We start from the raw sequence: 18,049 nt of genomic DNA on the forward strand, positions 1-18,049 counted from the left end.
GGTCCTTCTTCTCTTTGCAAATACGCATGGCACGACCGCGCAGCCGCGCCGCGCAGCTATTCCGCGGCGACCTTGCCGGTGCGCAGCATCGGCTTGAGATACTGGCCGGTGTGCGAGCGCCCGACCTCGGCCACATCCTCGGGGGTGCCGGTCGCGACGATCTCGCCGCCGCCATCGCCGCCCTCGGGGCCGATGTCGATGATGTGGTCGGCGGTCTTGATGACGTCGAGATTGTGCTCGATCACCACCACCGTATTGCCCTGCTCCACCAGTTCGTGCAGCACTTCCAAGAGCTTGCGCACATCTTCGAAATGCAGGCCCGTGGTCGGCTCGTCGAGAATATAGAGCGTGCGCCCGGTCGAGCGTTTCGCCAGTTCCTTCGAGAGTTTCACCCGTTGCGCCTCGCCGCCCGAGAGCGTCGTCGCCTGCTGGCCGACTTTCACGTAGCTGAGGCCGACGCGCATCAGCGCGTCCATCTTCTCGCGGATCGAGGGCACCGACTGGAAGAACTCCTGCGCCTCTTCCACAGTCATATCAAGGACATCCGCGATGCTCTTGCCCTTGAACTTGATCTCCAGCGTCTCGCGGTTGTAGCGCTGACCCTTGCAGGTCTCGCATTCGACGTAGACGTCGGGCAGGAAGTGCATCTCGATCTTGATGACGCCATCGCCCTGACAGGCCTCGCAGCGCCCGCCCTTGACGTTGAAGCTGAACCGCCCCGGCTTGTAGCCGCGCGCCTTGGCCTCGGGGAGCCCGGCGAACCAGTCGCGGATCGGGGTGAATGCGCCGGTATAGGTGGCCGGGTTCGAGCGCGGGGTACGTCCGATCGGGCGCTGGTCGATGTCGATGACCTTGTCGAGATACTCAAAGCCCTTGATCGTCTCGCAGGGCGACGGGGTTTCGCGCGCGCCGTTGAGCCGCATGGCGGCATTCTTGTAGAGCGTCTCGATGGTCAGCGTGGATTTCCCGCCGCCCGACACGCCAGTGACGCAGACGAATTTGCCCAGCGGAAATTCGGCGTCGATGCCCTTGAGGTTGTTGCCGGTGGCTTTCACCACTTTCAGCATCTTGCCGTTGCCCTTGCGCCGTTCGGTCGGCACGGCGATCTCGCGCGTGCCGGCGAGATACTGGCCGGTGAGGCTGGCGGGATCATCGGCGATCATCGGCGGCGTGCCGTGGCTGACCACATTGCCGCCGTGCACCCCGGCGCCGGGGCCGATGTCGAAGACATAGTCGGCCTGCCGGATCATATCCTCGTCATGCTCGACCACGATCACCGTATTGCCCTGATCGCGCAAAGATTTCAGCGTGCCGATGAGCCGGTCATTGTCGCGCTGGTGCAGCCCGATCGAGGGCTCGTCGAGCACGTAGAGCACGCCCGTCAGCCCCGAGCCGATCTGCGAGGCCAGTCGGATACGCTGGCTCTCGCCGCCCGACAGCGTGCCCGCGGCGCGCGACATGGTGAGATAGTCGAGGCCGACGTTGTTGAGGAAACCAAGCCGCTCACGGATCTCCTTGAGGATGGCGCGGGCGATCTCGTTCTTCTGGCCCGAGAGCGCGGCGGGCACGGTCTCGATCCACTCATGTGCCTCGCGGATCGACTTCTCGACCACATGGCCGATGTGCAGCAGATTGTCCTGCCCGGCTTTGGCGTCGCCGATCTTCACCGCCAACGCCTCGGGGCGCAGACGGTAGCCGCCGCAGCTGCCGCAGGGCCGGTTGTTCTGATAACGCTCGAACTCCTCGCGCACCCAAGCGCTGTCGGTCTCGCGGTAGCGGCGCTGCATATTGGGGATCACGCCCTCGAAGGCGCGGGTCACTTGGTAGACGCGCCCGCCCTCGTCGTAGCGGAAGGGGATCTCTTCCTTGCCCGAGCCGCGCAGAAACACCTCCTGCACCTTCTTGGGCAGATCCTTCCAGCGGGCGTTCTTGTCGAAGCCATAGTGCTTGGCGATCGACTCGATGGTCTGCAGGAAATAGGGCGACTTGCCCTTGCGCCACGGCGCGATGGCCCCGTCGGCGACCTTCAGCGTGATGTCGGGCACCACGAGGTTTTCGTCGAAGAACAGCTCCACCCCAAGCCCGTCGCAATCGGGACAGGCGCCCACGGGGGCGTTGAAGGAAAACAGCCGCGGCTCGATCTCGGAGATGGTGAAGCCGCTGACCGGGCAAGAGAAATTCTCGGAGAAGGTGATCCGCTCGGCCTCGCCCTCGCCATCGCGCGGCGCGGTTTCCAGCACGGCAATGCCAGAGGCCAGATCGAGCGCGGTGCGGAAACTGTCGGCAAGCCGCGTCTCCAGCCCCTCGCGCACGACGATGCGGTCGACCACCACGTCGATGTCGTGGCGGAATTTCTTGTCGAGGGTCGGCGGCTCGTCAAGCTCGTAGAACTCACCATCCACCTTGACCCGCTGGAAGCCCTGCTTGCGCAGCTCGAGGAATTCCTTGCGGTACTCGCCTTTGCGGTCGCGGATGATCGGCGCCAGCAGGTAGCCGCGGGTGCCCTCCTCCAGCGCCATGACGCGGTCGACCATATCCTGCACCTGCTGCGCCTCGATGGGCAGGCCGGTGGCAGGGCTGTAGGGCGTGCCGACGCGGGCAAACAGCAGGCGCAGGTAGTCGTAGATCTCGGTGACCGTGCCGACCGTCGAGCGCGGGTTCTTCGAGGTGGTTTTCTGCTCGATGGAGATCGCCGGCGAGAGGCCCGCGATATGATCGACATCGGGCTTTTCCATCATGTCGAGGAACTGCCGCGCGTAGGCCGACAGGCTCTCGACATAGCGCCTCTGGCCCTCGGCATAGATCGTGTCGAAGGCCAGCGAGGACTTGCCCGAGCCCGACAGCCCGGTGATCACCACCAGCTCGTCGCGGGGGATGTCCACGTCGATGTTCTTGAGGTTGTGCTCGCGCGCGCCGCGAACTTCGATCTGCTTGAGCTCTGGCATGAAGACCCTCGGGAAAGGAACGCCTCTACACATAGGGGAAACCAGCCGGATCGCAATGCTCAAAAGAGAACTTTTGCGGAACACGAGGGGCGTTCCGGCGCCATTTCAGTGTAAATCAGCCTAGCCCAGTGCAAAACAACTCTCTTCGAAGAGAGTTGCAAAAGCCTTGAGAGGCTTTTGCCCTGCTCAGCGATAGAGCAGCGAGACGCCATCCGAGAAAAGATGCACCTTCGCAGGCTCCGCCGTGAGCGCCACGTCGCTGCCGCGCAGCCCTTTGTGGATGCCCGGAAGCTTGGCGATCACCGCTTCCTTGGCGCCCTCGGAGGGCTCGAAATGCAGCAGCGTCACCTCGCCGAGCGCCTCGGTCAGCGCCACCCTGCCCCGGAAGATCGCCGCGCCTTCGGCAATGGTGAAATCCTCTGGCCGGATGCCGACGTTGACCTTCAGCCCCATGTCGGCGTCGGTGGTGGGCACGTCCGACAGCGCGGTGCCGCCCGCCTGCAGCGCCACGGTGGTGCGCGGGCCGGTGCCGGTGACCTCGCCCGCCAGCATGTTCATCGCCGGAGAGCCGATGAACTGTGCCACGAACTCGCTGTTCGGGGTCTCGTAAAGCTCCAGCGGCGAGCCGACCTGCGCCACGCCCTTATTGGCCAGCACCACGATACGGTCGGCCAGCGTCATCGCCTCGACCTGATCATGGGTGACATAGATCATCGTGCGGTCGGGCATCGCCTCTTTCAGCTGGGCGATCTCGATGCGGGTGGCGACGCGCAGCGCAGCGTCGAGGTTCGAGAGCGGCTCGTCGAAGAGATAGACCTTGGGGTCGCGCACGATGGCCCGGCCAATGGCGACACGCTGCCGCTGCCCGCCCGAGAGCGCCTTGGGCAGACGGTCGAGGTAGGGCTCCAGCTGCAGCATCTTGGCGGCGCGCTCGACCGAGGCGGCGATCTCTTCCTTGCTCTTCTTGGCGATCTGCAGGGCGAAGGACATGTTGTCGCGCACGGTCATGTGGGGATAGAGCGCGTAGCTCTGGAAGACCATGGCGATACCGCGCTGCGCGGGCGGCACATCGTTGACCAGCTGTCCGTCGATCTCCAGCGTGCCGCCGGTGATCTTTTCGAGCCCGGCGATCATCCGCAGCAGGGTGGACTTGCCGCAGCCCGACGGACCGACAAAGACGATCAGCTCGCCCGCCGTGATGTCGAGGTTGATGTCCTTCAGCACTTCGACGGTGCCGCCGTAGGTCTTGCCGACACTGGCCAGTTTAAGATCCGCCATGGTCTTCGCCTCCCCTTATCCTCGTTGCCTGCCCATCTGCGTGCCCATCACTTGCGCAGCGCAAGCGCGGGCTGCCACGGCCCGAGATGGAACTTGCCGTCGGGCGCCGTGCCGGTAGAGCCCAGTTCGACCCCCACCTGCTGCCACTTGCCCGCAGGCGCGTCGATCGCGGCGGGAGCGGCACCGATGTTGAAGGCGCAGAACAACTCTTCTTCATCGTTGATGCGGTGGAAGCTGAGCACGCTGCCCTGCGCCTTGATGTCGGTGATCTCGCCCTTGCGCAGCGCCGAATGGGCGTGGCGGAAGGCGATGGCGCGGCGGTAGTGATGCAGGATCGCCGCCGGATCCTTCTCCTGATCCTCGACGGTCATGCGCAGATGCTCGTGGCTCACCGGCAGCCACGGCTGGCCGGTGGTGAAGCCGCCGTGATGGGCGTTCGGCTCCCAGACCATCGGCGTGCGGCAGCCATCCCGGCCCTTGAACGCGGGCCAGAAACGGATGCCATAGGGATCCTGCAGATCCTCGAAGGCCAGCACCGCTTCGGGCAGCGCCAGTTCCTCGCCCTGATAGATGCAGGCCGAGCCGCGCAGACACATCATCAGCGTGGTATAGGCCCGCGCGCCGCCGTCGCCGATGCCCCAGCGCGTTACATGGCGCACCACGTCATGGTTCGAGAAGGCCCAGCAGGCCCAGCCGTCGCTGGCCACCTCATGCACCTTGTCCATCACATCCTTGACGTAGGCGGCCGAGGGCGGCTTGTCGGAAAGCAGCTCGAAGGCATAGGACATCTGCAGGTGCTCATTGCCCGAAGTGTATTCGCCGAGCACTTCCAGACCGCGCAGATCCTCGCCGATCTCGCCCACGGCGGCGGCGTTGTAGCGGTCCATCAGCTTGCGCAGCTTGGCCAGAAACTCGAGGTTCTCGGGCTGGGTCTTGTCGTAGAGATGTTCCTGCCACGTGTAGGGGTTCACCGCCGGAGCGGTGATCGGGTTGCGCCGCTCGGGGGCCAGCGCGGGGTTGTCACGCAGCTCCTTGTCGTGGGTGTAGAAATTCACCGTATCAAGGCGGAAGCCGTTGACCCCCCGGTCGAGCCAGAACTGCGCGGTTTCAAGCAGCGTCTGCTGCACCTCGGGCTCGTGGAAGTTGAGATCGGGCTGCGAGGTCAGGAAGTTATGCAGGTAGTACTGGCAGCGCACCGTGTCCCATTGCCATGCCGAGCCGCCGAAGATCGACAGCCAGTTGTTGGGCGGCGTGCCATCGGGCTTTGCATCAGCCCAGACGTACCAATTGGCGCGCGGGTTGTCGCGCGAGCTACGGCTTTCCTCAAACCACGGGTGCTGGTCCGAGCTGTGCGACATGACGAGGTCGATCAGCACTTTCAGGCCAAGCTGATGCGCCGTCTCGATCAGCGTGTCGAAATCCGCGAGGCTGCCGAACATCGGATCAACGTCGCAGTAATCGCTGACGTCATAGCCGAAATCCTTCATCGGCGAGCGGAAGAACGGCGAGATCCACACCGCGTCCACCCCCATCGAGGCGATATGCGGCAGGCGGCGCGAGATCCCCAGCAGGTCGCCAACACCATCGCCGTTGCTGTCCTGAAAGCTGCGCGGGTAGACCTGATAGATCACCGCGCCGCGCCACCAGTCGCGGTCTTCGGTCGAGGGCACAGGGAGGGTTGTCTTATTGCTCATGACTCAGGGACTTTCGATCACTTGACGGAACCGGCCAGCAGGCCGCGCACCAGATATTTCTGCATCGCGAAGAAGACGAGCAAGGGCACCACGATCGACACGAAGGCCGAGGTGGCGAGGATTTCCCACTGCCCGCCACGCGAGCCCATGAGGTTTACCAGCCGCGCGGTCAAGACCAGCCGGTCGTCATCGGTGCCGAGGAAAACCAGCGCCACGAGCAGATCGTTCCACGTCCAGAGAAACTGGAAGATGGCAAAACTGGCCAGCGCCGGGAACGACAGCGGCAGCACGATCTTGGTGAAGATCTGGAAGTCCGACGCACCGTCGACACGGGCGTTCTCGATGATGTCTTTCGGCAGGCCCACCATGTAGTTGCGCAGCAGGTAAATGGCGAGCGGCAGGCCAAAGCCGGTGTGCGCCAGCCAGACCCCAAGGTAGCCTTTGCCGATGCCAATGCTGTTGTGCAGTTGCAGAAGCGGGATCAGCGCCAGTTGCAGCGGCACCACCAAAAGCGCCACCACCGCCGCCACCAGCAGCGCGCGGCCCGGAAACTCCATCCACGCCAGCGCGTAGGCGGCGAAGGCCGCGACCAAAATGGGGATCACCGTCGCCGGGATCGCCACCGTCAGCGTGTTGAGGAACGCCTGCCCCACGCCCGCCCCGGCGGTGGTGCCAAAGAGCACGTTTTCGTAGTTCTCGAGCGTGAACTCCGGCGGCGTGGTGGCGGTGCTGAAGACGCGCGGCAACCGCTCTCCTTCAAAGCTCTGCGGGCTGCTGAGGCGGAAGGCGCCCGAGCTTTCGACCGTCAGCTGCCAGCCGTCCTTGAGATCGACCGTCGTGTCCGGCTCATAGGCCTCGGGCTCGCGCGAGGAGGTGCCCCATGCCGACAGCGTGGTTTCCGCCGTGCCGAAGAGATTGCCGTCGATGACGTAAAGATCGCCCTCCTGCGCCTCGTCTCCCTCGATCCGGATCGCCGGAAGCTGGCCCTTCTGCGCCGAGAAGGCCGACCACCAGCCCGAATTGCTGATCTGCTCGGCGGTGCGGAAGGACGACACCAACAGCCCCACCGTGGGGAAAAGCCACAGCGCCACCAGCAGCGCCACCGAGATATGCACCGCCCATGTGAGGTGGGATTTCTGGCCCGCGATATTCTCCATCTCTTCGCCCTCCCTCAGCGCATCTCGCGGCGCGCGTTGATCACGTTCCAGACGAGGATCGGCGAGACCAGCAGCATGATGACCATGGCCGAAGCCGATCCGACGCCCCAGTCGAAGGCGCGGAACAGCTTGTCGTACATGTAGTTGGCCAGAACCTGCGTCTGCCACTGGCCGTTGGTCATGGCGAGCACGATGTCGAAGATCTTCAGCACCACCAGCGTGATCGTCGTCCAGACCACTACGATGGTCGAGCGGATCTGCGGCACCTTGATCTTGAAGAAGATCTGGAACGGGTTCGCGCCGTCGACAATCGCCGCCTCCACCGTCTCTTCGGGAATGCCGCGCAGCGCCGCGCCGAGGATCACCATGGCAAAGCCGGTCTGGATCCAGATCAGCACCACCATCAGCAGGAAATTGTTCCACGGGGTGATGGTCAGCCATGTCTGCGGCGCGCCGCCGAGCCAGACCCAGACGGCGTTGAGGATGCCGATCTGCTCCTGCCCGATGGGGCGGAAATCATAGACCAGTTTCCAGATCACCGAGGCGCCCACGAAAGAGATCGCCATCGGCATGAAGATCAGCGATTTGGCGATATTGCCCCAGCGGATGCGGTCGGTGAGCTGCGCCGCCAAGAGCCCGAAGGCAGTTGACGCGGCAGGCACCACCACCAGCCAGAGCATGTTGTTGCGGATCGCCTCCCAGAATTTCGGCTCGCGCATCATCTGCTCGTAGTTGGCGAGGCCGACGAACGCGCCGCCCTGATTGCGGTCGGTGAGCGACAGCCAGAAGGTCGCCACCACCGGATAGGCCAGATAGAGGCCAAGCGCGAAGAGCGCCGGGAAGAGGAAGAGCCACGGCCGGATCATCTCGGCGCGGCGGATGTTGCGCCCGATGTTGGGGCCGCGCGCCGGGAACAGCACCTTGTCGAGAAGCTGGTTGGACAGCCAGAAATAGGCGATGCAGCCGCCGAGCCCGATCACGATGGTCAGCACGGCCTGAAGTGCCGGATGCATGGTCTCTCCCCCCGTTCAGCCTTGGTCAGTCACTTGAGTTGCCTCCGGGACCCGCAAATCTCTTCGAAGAGATCTGCAACTTCCTTCGATGGAAGTTGCGCGCGGGCCCCGGCGCGTCTTGGGCCTTACTTCGCGGCGTCCCAGCTGTTCTGGATCGCCCCAGCCACATCCTCGGCGGATTTGCCGCCCACGTAATCGACCATCCCGGTCCAGAAGCTGCCCGCGCCCACCGCGCCCGGCATCAGGTCGGACGCGTCAAAGCGGAAGGTCGTGGCATCAAGAAGAATCTCGCCCATCTTCTTCAGCGTCGGCGTGCCGTAGATCTCGGGATCGGTTTCCTTAAAGGGGGTCAGGAAGCCGGACTGCGCCATCCAGATCTCATGTGCGATCGGGGTCTGCAGGAACTCGATGAAGGCGCGCGAGGCGTCGCTGTCCTTGGTGATGAAAGCGAGCGTCCCGGCGCCCAGAACCGGCTGTCCGAGGTCCTTGCCCTCATAGGCGGGCATGTAGAAGAAATCCGCATCCACCCCCATCTGCGTGCCTTCGGGGAAGAAGGTCGGGATGAAGCTGGCCTGATGGTGCAGGTAGCACTGCGGCGGCGAGGCAAAGAGGCCATTGGGGCTTTCGCGGAAATCGGTGGTGGCCACCGCGCCGGTGCCGCCCGCGACGAAATCATTGTTCTTGGCGAACCAGCCGAATTCTTCGATGGCCTCGATCACCTTGGGATCGTCGAAGGGAATCTCGTTGCTGACCCATTGGTCGTAGACCTCGGGCGGCTGCACCCGCAGCATCATATCCTCGACCCAGTCGGTCGCGGGCCAGCCGGTCGCCCCGCCAGAGCCCAGCCCGATGCACCATGGCGTCTCGCCCTCTTCGGCGATCTGCTCGGTCAGCGCTTTCAGGTCTTCGAGCGTTTCGGGCACTTCATAGCCCGCGTCCTCGAAGTTTTCGGGCACGTAGAAGACCAGAGACTTCACGTCGATCTTATAGGGGAACGCATAGAGCGCCTCCTCGCCGTCCGGCCCTTCGTAGGACCCAAGGCTCACCCAGCTGTCGCCAGCGGCGTAATTCTCGCGCAGCCATTCGGCGGTCTCGTCGCCAAGCGGCTCGACAAAGCCCTTCTTGACCAGATCGGCGATCAGCCCCGGCTGCGGCAGGATCGCGATGTTGGGCGGGCTTCCCGCCTCGGTGTCGATGACGATCTGCTGCTCATAGGTCTCCGACGAGGCATAGCTGACCGTCGCGCCCGTGGCTTCCTCGAAATAGGCCAGCACGGTTTCGACCAGCGCCTGATCGTCGCCGCGCCACGGTCCGAAGATGCTGAGCGTCTGCCCCGAGAGATCATGCTCGGCGCCGAAACTGTCGAGGCTCTCCCAGTTGAAATCACCCTCGCCCGGCGTGAACACCAGTTCCGCCTGTGCCGTGCCAGCGCAGAGCGCCAGCGCCGCAACGGATCCAAGAATGGCGCGCGTGCCCGATTGCTTCGTCATGCCAATGGTCATGTCGTCAGAGTCCTCCCGTCATGTCGCGGCCTCCCGTGCCGCGTGAAATTCCCAGTGTCAGCGCAATTTGAGGTAAAAATCCCCCAAAGCGGTTTGAGATTGCCGAAGCGTCCCGCGTTTGCCCCCCGTTTGTCAATCACGCAATCCGCTGCCGCGGTGTTAATTTTATGCTGCACTGCAGCTAAAAAAGGCAGTTTTGAAAAGGTCTTTCCGTGACCCTGCTTTTGGCGATAATGTCGATGATTACCGAAGCGCTTTGGAAGACCTCGCGATGAACCTCAAGCAACTGGCCGCGCACCTCAATCTGTCGCAGACCACGGTGAGTCGCGCGCTCAACGGCTACCCCGAGGTCAGCGAGCAGACCCGCAAACGCGTGGCGGAAGCGGCGCAGGCCCTGAACTATGCCCCGAACGCCAGAGCCAAAGGGCTGGCGACGGGACGGGCCATGGCCATCGGCCATGTGATCCCGATCTCGACCCAGCACCAGATGATGAACCCGGTGTTCGGTGACTTCATAGCTGGCGCATCCGAGGAATACGTCAAGGCCGGGTATGACATGACGCTCTCTGTCACCGGCGATCGCGACGAGGAAGAGAACTACCGGCGGCTCAAGGCCAAGGGCAATGTGGACGGCATCATCGTGCACGGCCCGTCGATGCACGACGGGCGGATCCCCTTTCTGCGCAAGCTCGGGTTGCCCTTCGTGGTGCATGGCCGCGCCTCAGAGCTCGAGACCGCCTACAGCTGGGTCGATATGAACAACACCCACGCTTTCCAGCGCGCGACGAATTTCCTGCTCGACCTCGGCCACCGCAGGATCGGGCTGATCAACGGGCTTGAGTTCATGGACTTCGCCTATCGCCGCAGGCTTGGCTTCGAGCAGGCGCTGACGGCGCGCGGCGTTGCGCCCGATCCGGCACTTCTGGCGAGCGGCGAGATGACCGAGAGCTACGGCTTCGAGGCGGCGCAGCGCCTGCTCGCCCTGCCCGAACCGCCCACCGCGCTGCTCACCTCCTCGGTGATCGCCGCCATCGGCATCCGCCGGGCGATCCACGCCGCCGGGCTGGAAATGGGGCGCGACGTTTCGGTGATCACCCATGACGACGATCTCAGCTTCCTGCGCAACGGGCCTGATCTGCCGATCTTCACCGCCACACGCTCGTCGGTCTATGAGGCCGGGCGCATCGCCGCCGCGATGTTGCTGGCGCATATCGAAGACCCCATCCTTCCGGCGCAATCGCGCCTGCTCGAGGCGCAGCTGATCATCGGCGGGTCCACCGGCCCAGTTCCCTCATCGGCCCCCGCATCGGCCAACTGACCCCCAATCGCCCAACCCCACAAGGACAGGCCATGCAGTTTACCCGCAAGGATTTCCCCGAAGACTTCCTCTTCGGTGTCGCCACCTCGAGCTATCAGATCGAGGGTCATGCCTTCGGCGGTGCCGGGCGCACCCATTGGGATGATTACGCCGCCACGCCGGGCAATGTGGTCCGAGCCGAACATGGCGGGCGGGCCTGCGATCATTATCACCGCTATGAGCAGGACCTCGATCTGGTGCAGGCGGCGGGGCTTGATGCCTACCGCTTTTCCACCAGCTGGGCGCGGGTGCTGCCCGAGGGGCGCGGCACCCCCAATCCCGAGGGCCTCGATTTTTATGACCGGCTCACCGACGCGATGCTCGAGCGCGGCATCAAACCCTGTGCCACGCTCTATCACTGGGAGCTGCCCTCGCCGCTCGCTGACCTCGGCGGCTGGCGCAACCGCGATATCGCGGGCTGGTTCGGCGATTTCACCGAAGTGCTGATGAAGCGCATCGGCGACCGGATGTATTCCGTCGCGCCGATCAACGAGCCGTGGTGCGTGGCGTGGCTGTCGCATTTCATGGGGCTTCACGCGCCGGGGCTGCGCGATATTCGCGCCACGGCCCGCGCCATGCACCACGTGCTGCTCGCCCATGGCCGCGCCATCGATGTGATGCGGGGCCTCGGCATGAGCAACCTTGGCGGCGTCTTCAACATGGAGTGGGCCACCGCCGCGGACGACACCGATGACGCCCGACATGCGGCGGCGCTTTACGATGGCATCTACAACCGCTGGTTCGTCGGCGGGGTCTTCAAAGGGGCCTACCCCGAGATCGTGCTCGACGGGCTCGAGCCGCATCTGCCGCAGAACTGGCAGGACGATTTCCCGACCATCACCCAGCCGCTCGACTGGTGCGGGCTGAACTATTACACCCGCAAGGTGATCGCGCCCGACCCCGGCCCGTGGCCCTCGCTCACCGAGGTCGAGGGGCCGCTGCCCAAGACCTTCATGGACTGGGAGATTTACCCGCAGGGTCTGTCGCAGCACCTCATCCGTCTGGCGCAGGAATACACCGGCGATATGCCGCTTTATGTCACCGAAAATGGCATGGCCGCGCCCGACCCGCTGGTGGATGGCGGCGTCGACGATCAGGACCGCATCGCCTATATCGACGATCATCTTGCCGAGGTCCGCCGCGCTATCGACGCGGGCGCGCCGGTGAAGGGGCATTTCGTCTGGTCCCTGCTCGACAATTACGAATGGAGCCTTGGCTACAAAAACGCTTCGGGCTGGTGCATGTGGACTTCGAGACGCTTGAACGCACGCCCAAAGCCTCTTACCACGCGCTGGCGAGAGCGCTAACGACGGGATGAGCCGTAACGGCACGGACCAAGGGCGCGGCGAAACGGAGTGAGGGCATCATGAGCAGCAGCGGCACAGCAGTTCTGGCGGACATCGGCGGCACCAACACGCGCGTCGCGCTCAGCGAAGGCGGCAGGCTGATCGAAGGCTCGGTCAAACGCTACCGCAACGCCGAGAACGACGGCATTGGCGCCGTGCTCAAGCATTACCTCGCAGAAATCGGCGCGCAGCCTCAGGCGGCCTGCGTTGCCGTGGCCGGGCCGGTGCGCGACGGGGCTGGGCGGCTGACCAACATCGATTGGGAGATTGATCGCCCCACGCTTGCCGAGGCCACCGGTGCCAGCGTGATCTCGGTGCTCAACGATCTGCAGGCGCAGGGCCATGCGCTGGGGCATATCGCGGACGACTGCCTGACCCCGATCCTGACCGGCCAGACCGCCAGCCCGCAGGCCGCGCGTCTGGTGGTCGGCATCGGCACCGGGATGAACGCCGCGCCCGTCTACCGGCTTGGCGACCGCACGCTGGTGCCGCCGTCCGAGGCCGGGCACACGGCGATCCCCGTGCAGACCGAGGCCGAGATGCGCCTGCTGCGCTTCATCGAGCGCAAACACGAAGGCCCCGGCGTCGAGCACATCCTGTCGGGCCGCGGCTTCGAGCGTGTCTATGCGTGGCTCTGCGACGAGGATGGCGAGGGCGAGCCGCTGGAGGCGCAGCAGATCATGGAGGCCGTACAGGCCGGCACCGACGCGCGCGCCCTGCGCGCCATCGACGCCTTTGTGGGGATGATGGGCCGGGTCTGCAGCAACCTTGCGCTCACCACCCTGCCCTTCGGCGGCATCTATCTGATCGGCGGTGTCGCGCGGCACTTCGGCCCCTATCTGACCACCGGCGCCTTTGAAGAGGCTTTTGTGGATCGCGGGCGCTTCAAGGAGTTCATGCATCAGTTTCCGGTCAGCCTTGTGACCGACGATTATGCGGCGCTCACGGGATGTGCCTGTCACTTGAGCGAATTGCCGGAATTCTCGGCGTGATGCGCAAGAAGGTCGCCTTTTCACAATAAAGTCTGTTCATCAATCGAGCGAACGCCCTAGGTCGACCGGCGCAACCCTTCGTCTTTTCCAAAGCGAGTGAGCCTTTCCATGACCACCACTGCCTCCCTGCGTGAGTCCGTCCTCCAACACCTGCGCTATTCTTTCGGCAAGGATCCCGAGCACGCGATCCTCGAAGATTGGCGCATGGCTTTGAGCTATGCGGTGCGGGACCGGATCACCGACGCGTGGATCGATGCCACGCATAAGACCTATGAGGCAGGTGCCAAGCGGGTGTATTACCTGTCGATGGAGTTCCTGATCGGGCGGCTGATCGAGGATGGCATCGTCAACCTCGAACTGGTGGACGAGGCCAAGGCGGTGCTGCAGGAGTTCGGCAAGGACTATGCCGCCGTGCTAGCAGACGAGCCCGACGCGGCGCTCGGCAATGGCGGCCTTGGGCGTCTGGCGGCCTGTTTCCTCGAAAGCCTGTCGACGCTTGGCTGTCCGGCCCACGGCTATGGCATCCGTTATGAGCATGGCCTCTTCCGCCAAAGCTTCGTTGATGGGCGGCAGGTCGAGCAGCCGGAGCTTTGGCTCGAACAGCGCCACGCGTGGGAGTTCGAACGCCCCGAAGTGCGCTATCGCATCGGCTTTGGCGGTCATGTGGACACGCGCGGTGAAACCGTGCGCTGGCACCCGTCCGAAGTGGTGGATGCCGAGGCCTATGACACGCCCATCGTCGGCTGGAAGGGCCGCTGGGCCAACACGCTGCGCCTGTGGTCGGGCCGCGCGATCCATCCGTTCGATCTCGACCGGTTCAACCACGGCGACTTTGCCGGGGCCGCCCAGCCCGAGGCGCTGGCGCGCACCATCAGCCGCGTGCTCTATCCCGACGACACCACGGTCGAGGGCAAGGAACTGCGCCTCAAGCAGGAGTATTTCCTCACCGCCGCCGCGTTGCGCGACATCCTGCGCCGCTTCGACAACCAGTTCGGCGACTTGCGCAAGCTGCCCTCGAAAGTGGCCATCCAGCTCAACGACACCCACCCGGCCATCGCTGGGCCGGAACTGGTGCGCGTGCTGCATGACGAGCGCGGCCTGTCGTTCGAGGAGTCGATGGAGATCGCCAAGGGCTGCCTGAGCTACACCAACCACACGCTTTTGCCCGAGGCGCTGGAGACATGGGACGAGGCGCTCTTTGGCCGCCTGCTGCCGCGCCATATCCAGCTGATCGACCAGATCGACAGCACCCATGCCAAGCAGAACCCCTCGCGCCTCAACTCCATGCGCGCCGACCATCAGGTGAAGATGGGGCCGCTCAGCTTTGTCATGGCGCATCATGTGAACGGCGTCTCGGCGCTGCACACCGAGCTGATGAAGACCACCGTCTTCGAGGAACTGCACAACCTGCACCCCGAGCGCATCGTCAACGAGACCAATGGCGTCACCCCGCGGCGCTGGCTGCTGTCGTGCAACCCGCGGCTGGCGGGCCTGATCACCGAGACCATCGGCGAGGATTGGGTCGATGATCTGGAGCAGTTGCAAAAGCTGGAGCCCTCGATCGAGGATGCCGCTTGGCTCGACCGCTACACGCAGGTCAAGCGCGACAATAAGGCGGAACTTTCGAACTGGATGGGCCAGACCTACGGCCTGCATGTGGATCCCGAGATGCTGTTCGACGTGCAGATCAAGCGCCTGCACGAATACAAGCGCCAGCATCTCAATATCCTCGAGACCATCGCCCATTGGGCCGAGATCCGCGACAACCCCAACGCCGATTGGACGCCGCGCCTGAAACTGTTCGGCGGCAAGGCGGCACCGGGGTATTTCTTCGCCAAGGACATCATCCGGCTGATCAATGACGCGGCCACAGTGATCAACAGCGATCCCGTCACCGCGCCTTTCCTCAAGATCGCCTTCCTGCCGAACTACAACGTCAGCCTCGCAGAGCGGATGATCCCCGCCGCAGACCTGTCGGAACAGATCTCGACCGCGGGCAAGGAGGCGTCGGGCACCGGCAACATGAAGTTCGCCCTCAACGGCGCGCCCACCGTCGGCACGCTGGATGGCGCCAACGTCGAGATCCGCGAACACGTGGGGGCCGAGAATTTCTTCCTCTTTGGCATGACCGCCGAGGAAGTGATGGAGCGCCGCAAGATCGAGGGCCACGCGCGCAAGGCAATCGACGCCGATCCGCGCCTGAAACGCGCGTTGGACCTCATCCGCGAGGGTCGGTTCTCGCCCGGCGAGCCCGAACGCTACCACGGCATCACCAGCAACCTCGAAGGCGCCGACTACTTCCTCGTCTGCTCGGATTTCACCGACTACTGGCGGGCGCAGCGCGAGGTGGATGTGGCGTTCAAGGACACGCGGGCTTGGGCGCATATGGCGGCGCTCAACACCGCGCGCTCGGGCTGGTTCTCGTCCGATCGGACGATCCGCGGCTACATGGGGGACATCTGGGGCGCGACAAGTCTTCTTTGAGACAACGTGTCTTAGATCATTGCCAGCGCTTGCGAAGCAGCTACAGTCACCTCCATGACCAGCGCTTCGCATCCCCCCGACTCCGCGCTGCTGCGCCTGCTTCGCGGGCAGCATGACGATCCCTTTGCCGTGCTCGGCCCACATGAGGTGGACGGGGCGAGGTATGTGACAGCCTATGATCCCGGCGCCGACAGCATGTGGGCCGTGGTCAAAGGCGTCAGCCACCCGCTCCTGCCCACCGATGTGCCCGGCTTCTTCCGCGGCGCGGTGCCCGGCGATCTGCCCTACCGGCTGCGCGGCGAAGGCCATGGCGACGAGGGGCCGTTCTCTTTCGAGAAGGAAGACCCCTATCGCTTCGGCCCGGTGCTGGGCGAGATCGACGAATACCTGCTGGGCGAAGGCAGCCACCTGCGGCTGTGGGAAGCACTTGGCGCGCATGTGATGGAACATGATGGCATCCAAGGCACGCATTTCGCGGTCTGGGCCCCCAATGCCAAACGCGTTTCGGTGGTGGGCGATTTCAACTGGTGGGACGGGCTGCGCCATCCGATGCGGCGCCGCGGGGCCACTGGCGTGTGGGAGATTTTCCTGCCCGAGATTGGCGATGGCGCCTTCTACCGCTACGAAATCGTCGGCCCCGACGGCACCGTGCAGCCGCGCAAGGCCGATCCCATCGGCTTCGGCTCCGAGCATCCGCCCGCCAATGCCTCGATCGTGCGCGACATCTCGGGCTACGGCTGGTCCGACGGCGACTGGATCGAAACCCGCGCCGAGGCACACAAGCGCAGCGCGCCGATCTCGATCTACGAGGTGCATCTGGGCTCGTGGCGGCGCAAGGACTGGGGGCGTCCGATCTCTTACATCGAGGCGGCGCAGGAGCTGGTGGATTACGTCGCCGAGATGGGCTTCACCCATATCGAACTGATGCCGGTCAGCGAGTACCCCTTCGATGGTTCATGGGGGTATCAGCCCATCGGCATGTTCGCGCCGACCATCCGCCACGGGCTGCCGCATGAGTTCCGCGATCTGGTCAACGCCGCGCACCGCGCCGGGATCGGCGTGATCCTCGACTGGGTGCCCGGACACTTCCCGACCGATGCGCATGGGCTTGGCCGGTTCGACGGCACCGCGCTTTATGAGCATGCCGACCCCAAGGAAGGCTTCCACCACGACTGGAACACGCTGATCTACAACTACGGGCGCGCCGAGGTGTCGAACTACCTCACCGCCAACGCGCTCTACTGGCTCGACGAGTATCACGCCGACGGGCTGCGCGTGGATGCCGTGGCCTCGATGCTCTACCGTGACTATTCGCGCCCGGCCGGTGAATGGGTGCCCAACAAGGACGGCGGGCGCGAGAATTACGAAGCCATCGCCATGCTCCGCCGGATGAACACGGAAACCTACGGCCAGCACCCCGGCATCCTCACCGTCGCCGAAGAGAGCACCGCTTATCCGGGCGTCTCCTCGCCAGTCGATCAGGGCGGGCTGGGCTTTGGGTTCAAGTGGAACATGGGCTGGATGAACGACACGCTCGAATACATCCACAAAGACCCGATCTACCGCAGTCATCACCACCACCAGATGACCTTCGGTCTGGTCTATGCGTTCTCGGAAAACTTCATCCTGCCGATCAGCCACGACGAGGTGGTGCACGGCAAGGGCTCGATGCTGGGCAAGATGCCGGGCAACGGCTGGGAGAAATTTGCCAACCTGCGCGCCTACTATGGCTTCATGTGGGGCCATCCGGGCAAGAAGCTGCTGTTCATGGGACAGGAGTTCGCGCAGGCGCACGAATGGAACCATGACGCCGAGATCGACTGGCCCTGCCTTGGCGATCCGCAGCACGCGGGGATGCAGCGGCTGGTGCGCGATCTCAACCACCTCTACCGCGACACGCCCGCGCTGCACGCCAAGGACTGCGAGCCCGAGGGCTTCGCTTGGATCGCGGGCGGCGACACCGGCAATTCGGTGCTGTCGTGGATCCGCCGCGGACGCGCCGACGAGCCCGAGGTGGCGGTGATCTGCAACTTCAGCAACGCCGAGCAGCAGGCCTATCGCATCGGCCTGCCCGACACCGGCGTCTGGCGCGAGGCGCTCAACACCGACGCAGAAATTTACGGAGGCGGCAACCGCGGCAATTTCGGCCGTGTCGTCGCCGATGACGAGCCCAGCCATGGCTATCCCGCCTCGGCCGAGCTGTTCCTGCCGCCGCTTTCGGCGATCTTCCTCGTGCGCGAGGAAACTTGAAGATTTCATACCCCTGTCACGGCCATCGCCG

At 64.4% G+C, this 18,049-nt stretch carries 10 protein-coding genes and 1 pseudogene; 5 read left to right on the forward strand and 6 right to left on the reverse strand.

Annotated features, from left to right (window positions below):
- Nucleotides 1-56: 56 nt before the first annotated feature.
- The 6 genes from uvrA to G0A00_RS08380 form a co-directional block, all read right to left on the reverse strand.
- The gene (gene uvrA / locus G0A00_RS08355) at nt 57-2,945 is read right to left on the reverse strand and encodes an excinuclease ABC subunit UvrA (RefSeq protein WP_164179680.1); all 2,889 of its coding nucleotides are present in this window, start codon (nt 2,943-2,945) and stop codon (nt 57-59) included.
- Nucleotides 2,946-3,131: 186 nt separating this feature from the next.
- Nucleotides 3,132-4,223 carry an ABC transporter ATP-binding protein gene (locus G0A00_RS08360; protein ID WP_164179683.1) on the reverse strand — a complete coding sequence of 364 codons (1,092 nt, stop codon included), beginning with the start codon at nt 4,221-4,223 and terminating at the stop codon, nt 3,132-3,134.
- Between the two features lie 47 nt (nt 4,224-4,270).
- Nucleotides 4,271-5,917 carry an alpha-amylase family glycosyl hydrolase gene (locus tag G0A00_RS08365; RefSeq protein WP_164179685.1) on the reverse strand — a complete coding sequence of 549 codons (1,647 nt, stop codon included), beginning with the start codon at nt 5,915-5,917 and terminating at the stop codon, nt 4,271-4,273.
- A gap of 17 nt (nt 5,918-5,934) precedes the next feature.
- Nucleotides 5,935-7,074: a carbohydrate ABC transporter permease gene (locus tag G0A00_RS08370; protein ID WP_164179687.1), complete on the reverse strand. Its 1,140-nt coding sequence runs from the start codon at nt 7,072-7,074 to the stop codon at nt 5,935-5,937.
- Between the two features lie 14 nt (nt 7,075-7,088).
- Entirely contained in the window at nt 7,089-8,087 is a 999-nt protein-coding gene (locus G0A00_RS08375) for a carbohydrate ABC transporter permease (protein WP_164179689.1), read from the reverse strand.
- Nucleotides 8,088-8,212: 125 nt separating this feature from the next.
- A complete protein-coding gene (locus G0A00_RS08380; RefSeq protein ID WP_235952936.1) occupies nt 8,213-9,589 on the reverse strand; it encodes an ABC transporter substrate-binding protein in 1,377 nt (458 codons plus the stop codon).
- Between the two features lie 271 nt (nt 9,590-9,860).
- Between G0A00_RS08380 and G0A00_RS08385 the strand changes: the two genes are divergently transcribed.
- The 5 genes and pseudogenes from G0A00_RS08385 to glgB all read left to right on the forward strand — a co-directional run bounded on the left by G0A00_RS08385 (nt 9,861) and on the right by glgB (nt 18,018).
- Nucleotides 9,861-10,907, forward strand: a complete 1,047-nt coding sequence (locus tag G0A00_RS08385; RefSeq protein WP_164179691.1) for a LacI family DNA-binding transcriptional regulator — start codon at nt 9,861-9,863, stop codon at nt 10,905-10,907.
- A gap of 32 nt (nt 10,908-10,939) precedes the next feature.
- Nucleotides 10,940-12,264: pseudogene (locus G0A00_RS08390) on the forward strand (GH1 family beta-glucosidase).
- Nucleotides 12,265-12,312: 48 nt separating this feature from the next.
- Nucleotides 12,313-13,284: a glucokinase gene (locus G0A00_RS08395; protein WP_164179693.1), complete on the forward strand. Its 972-nt coding sequence runs from the start codon at nt 12,313-12,315 to the stop codon at nt 13,282-13,284.
- A gap of 108 nt (nt 13,285-13,392) precedes the next feature.
- A complete protein-coding gene (locus tag G0A00_RS08400) occupies nt 13,393-15,768 on the forward strand; it encodes a glycogen/starch/alpha-glucan phosphorylase (protein ID WP_164179695.1) in 2,376 nt (791 codons plus the stop codon).
- 54 nt (nt 15,769-15,822) lie between these two features.
- Nucleotides 15,823-18,018, forward strand: coding sequence for a 1,4-alpha-glucan branching protein GlgB (glgB, locus tag G0A00_RS08405; protein ID WP_164179697.1), 2,196 nt, complete (start codon nt 15,823-15,825; stop codon nt 18,016-18,018).
- Nucleotides 18,019-18,049: the final 31 nt, after the last annotated feature.

Origin of the sequence: Salipiger sp. PrR002, assembly GCF_010500775.1 — a bacterium.
Taxonomy (GTDB): domain Bacteria; phylum Pseudomonadota; class Alphaproteobacteria; order Rhodobacterales; family Rhodobacteraceae; genus Salipiger.

What these genes read in the sequence shown, in the direction of transcription:
- G0A00_RS08380 (WP_235952936.1), bottom strand. Translation starts at nt 9,589, where the DNA reads ATGACCATTGGCATGACGAAGCAATCGGGCACGCGCGCCATTCTTGGA.
- G0A00_RS08360 (WP_164179683.1), bottom strand. Translation starts at nt 4,223, where the DNA reads ATGGCGGATCTTAAACTGGCCAGTGTCGGCAAGACCTACGGCGGCACC.
- G0A00_RS08400 (WP_164179695.1), top strand. Translation starts at nt 13,393, where the DNA reads ATGACCACCACTGCCTCCCTGCGTGAGTCCGTCCTCCAACACCTGCGC.
- G0A00_RS08365 (WP_164179685.1), bottom strand. Translation starts at nt 5,917, where the DNA reads ATGAGCAATAAGACAACCCTCCCTGTGCCCTCGACCGAAGACCGCGAC.
- G0A00_RS08375 (WP_164179689.1), bottom strand. Translation starts at nt 8,087, where the DNA reads ATGCATCCGGCACTTCAGGCCGTGCTGACCATCGTGATCGGGCTCGGC.
- G0A00_RS08385 (WP_164179691.1), top strand. Translation starts at nt 9,861, where the DNA reads ATGAACCTCAAGCAACTGGCCGCGCACCTCAATCTGTCGCAGACCACG.
- G0A00_RS08395 (WP_164179693.1), top strand. Translation starts at nt 12,313, where the DNA reads ATGAGCAGCAGCGGCACAGCAGTTCTGGCGGACATCGGCGGCACCAAC.
- G0A00_RS08370 (WP_164179687.1), bottom strand. Translation starts at nt 7,074, where the DNA reads ATGGAGAATATCGCGGGCCAGAAATCCCACCTCACATGGGCGGTGCAT.
- uvrA (WP_164179680.1), bottom strand. Translation starts at nt 2,945, where the DNA reads ATGCCAGAGCTCAAGCAGATCGAAGTTCGCGGCGCGCGCGAGCACAAC.
- glgB (WP_164179697.1), top strand. Translation starts at nt 15,823, where the DNA reads ATGACCAGCGCTTCGCATCCCCCCGACTCCGCGCTGCTGCGCCTGCTT.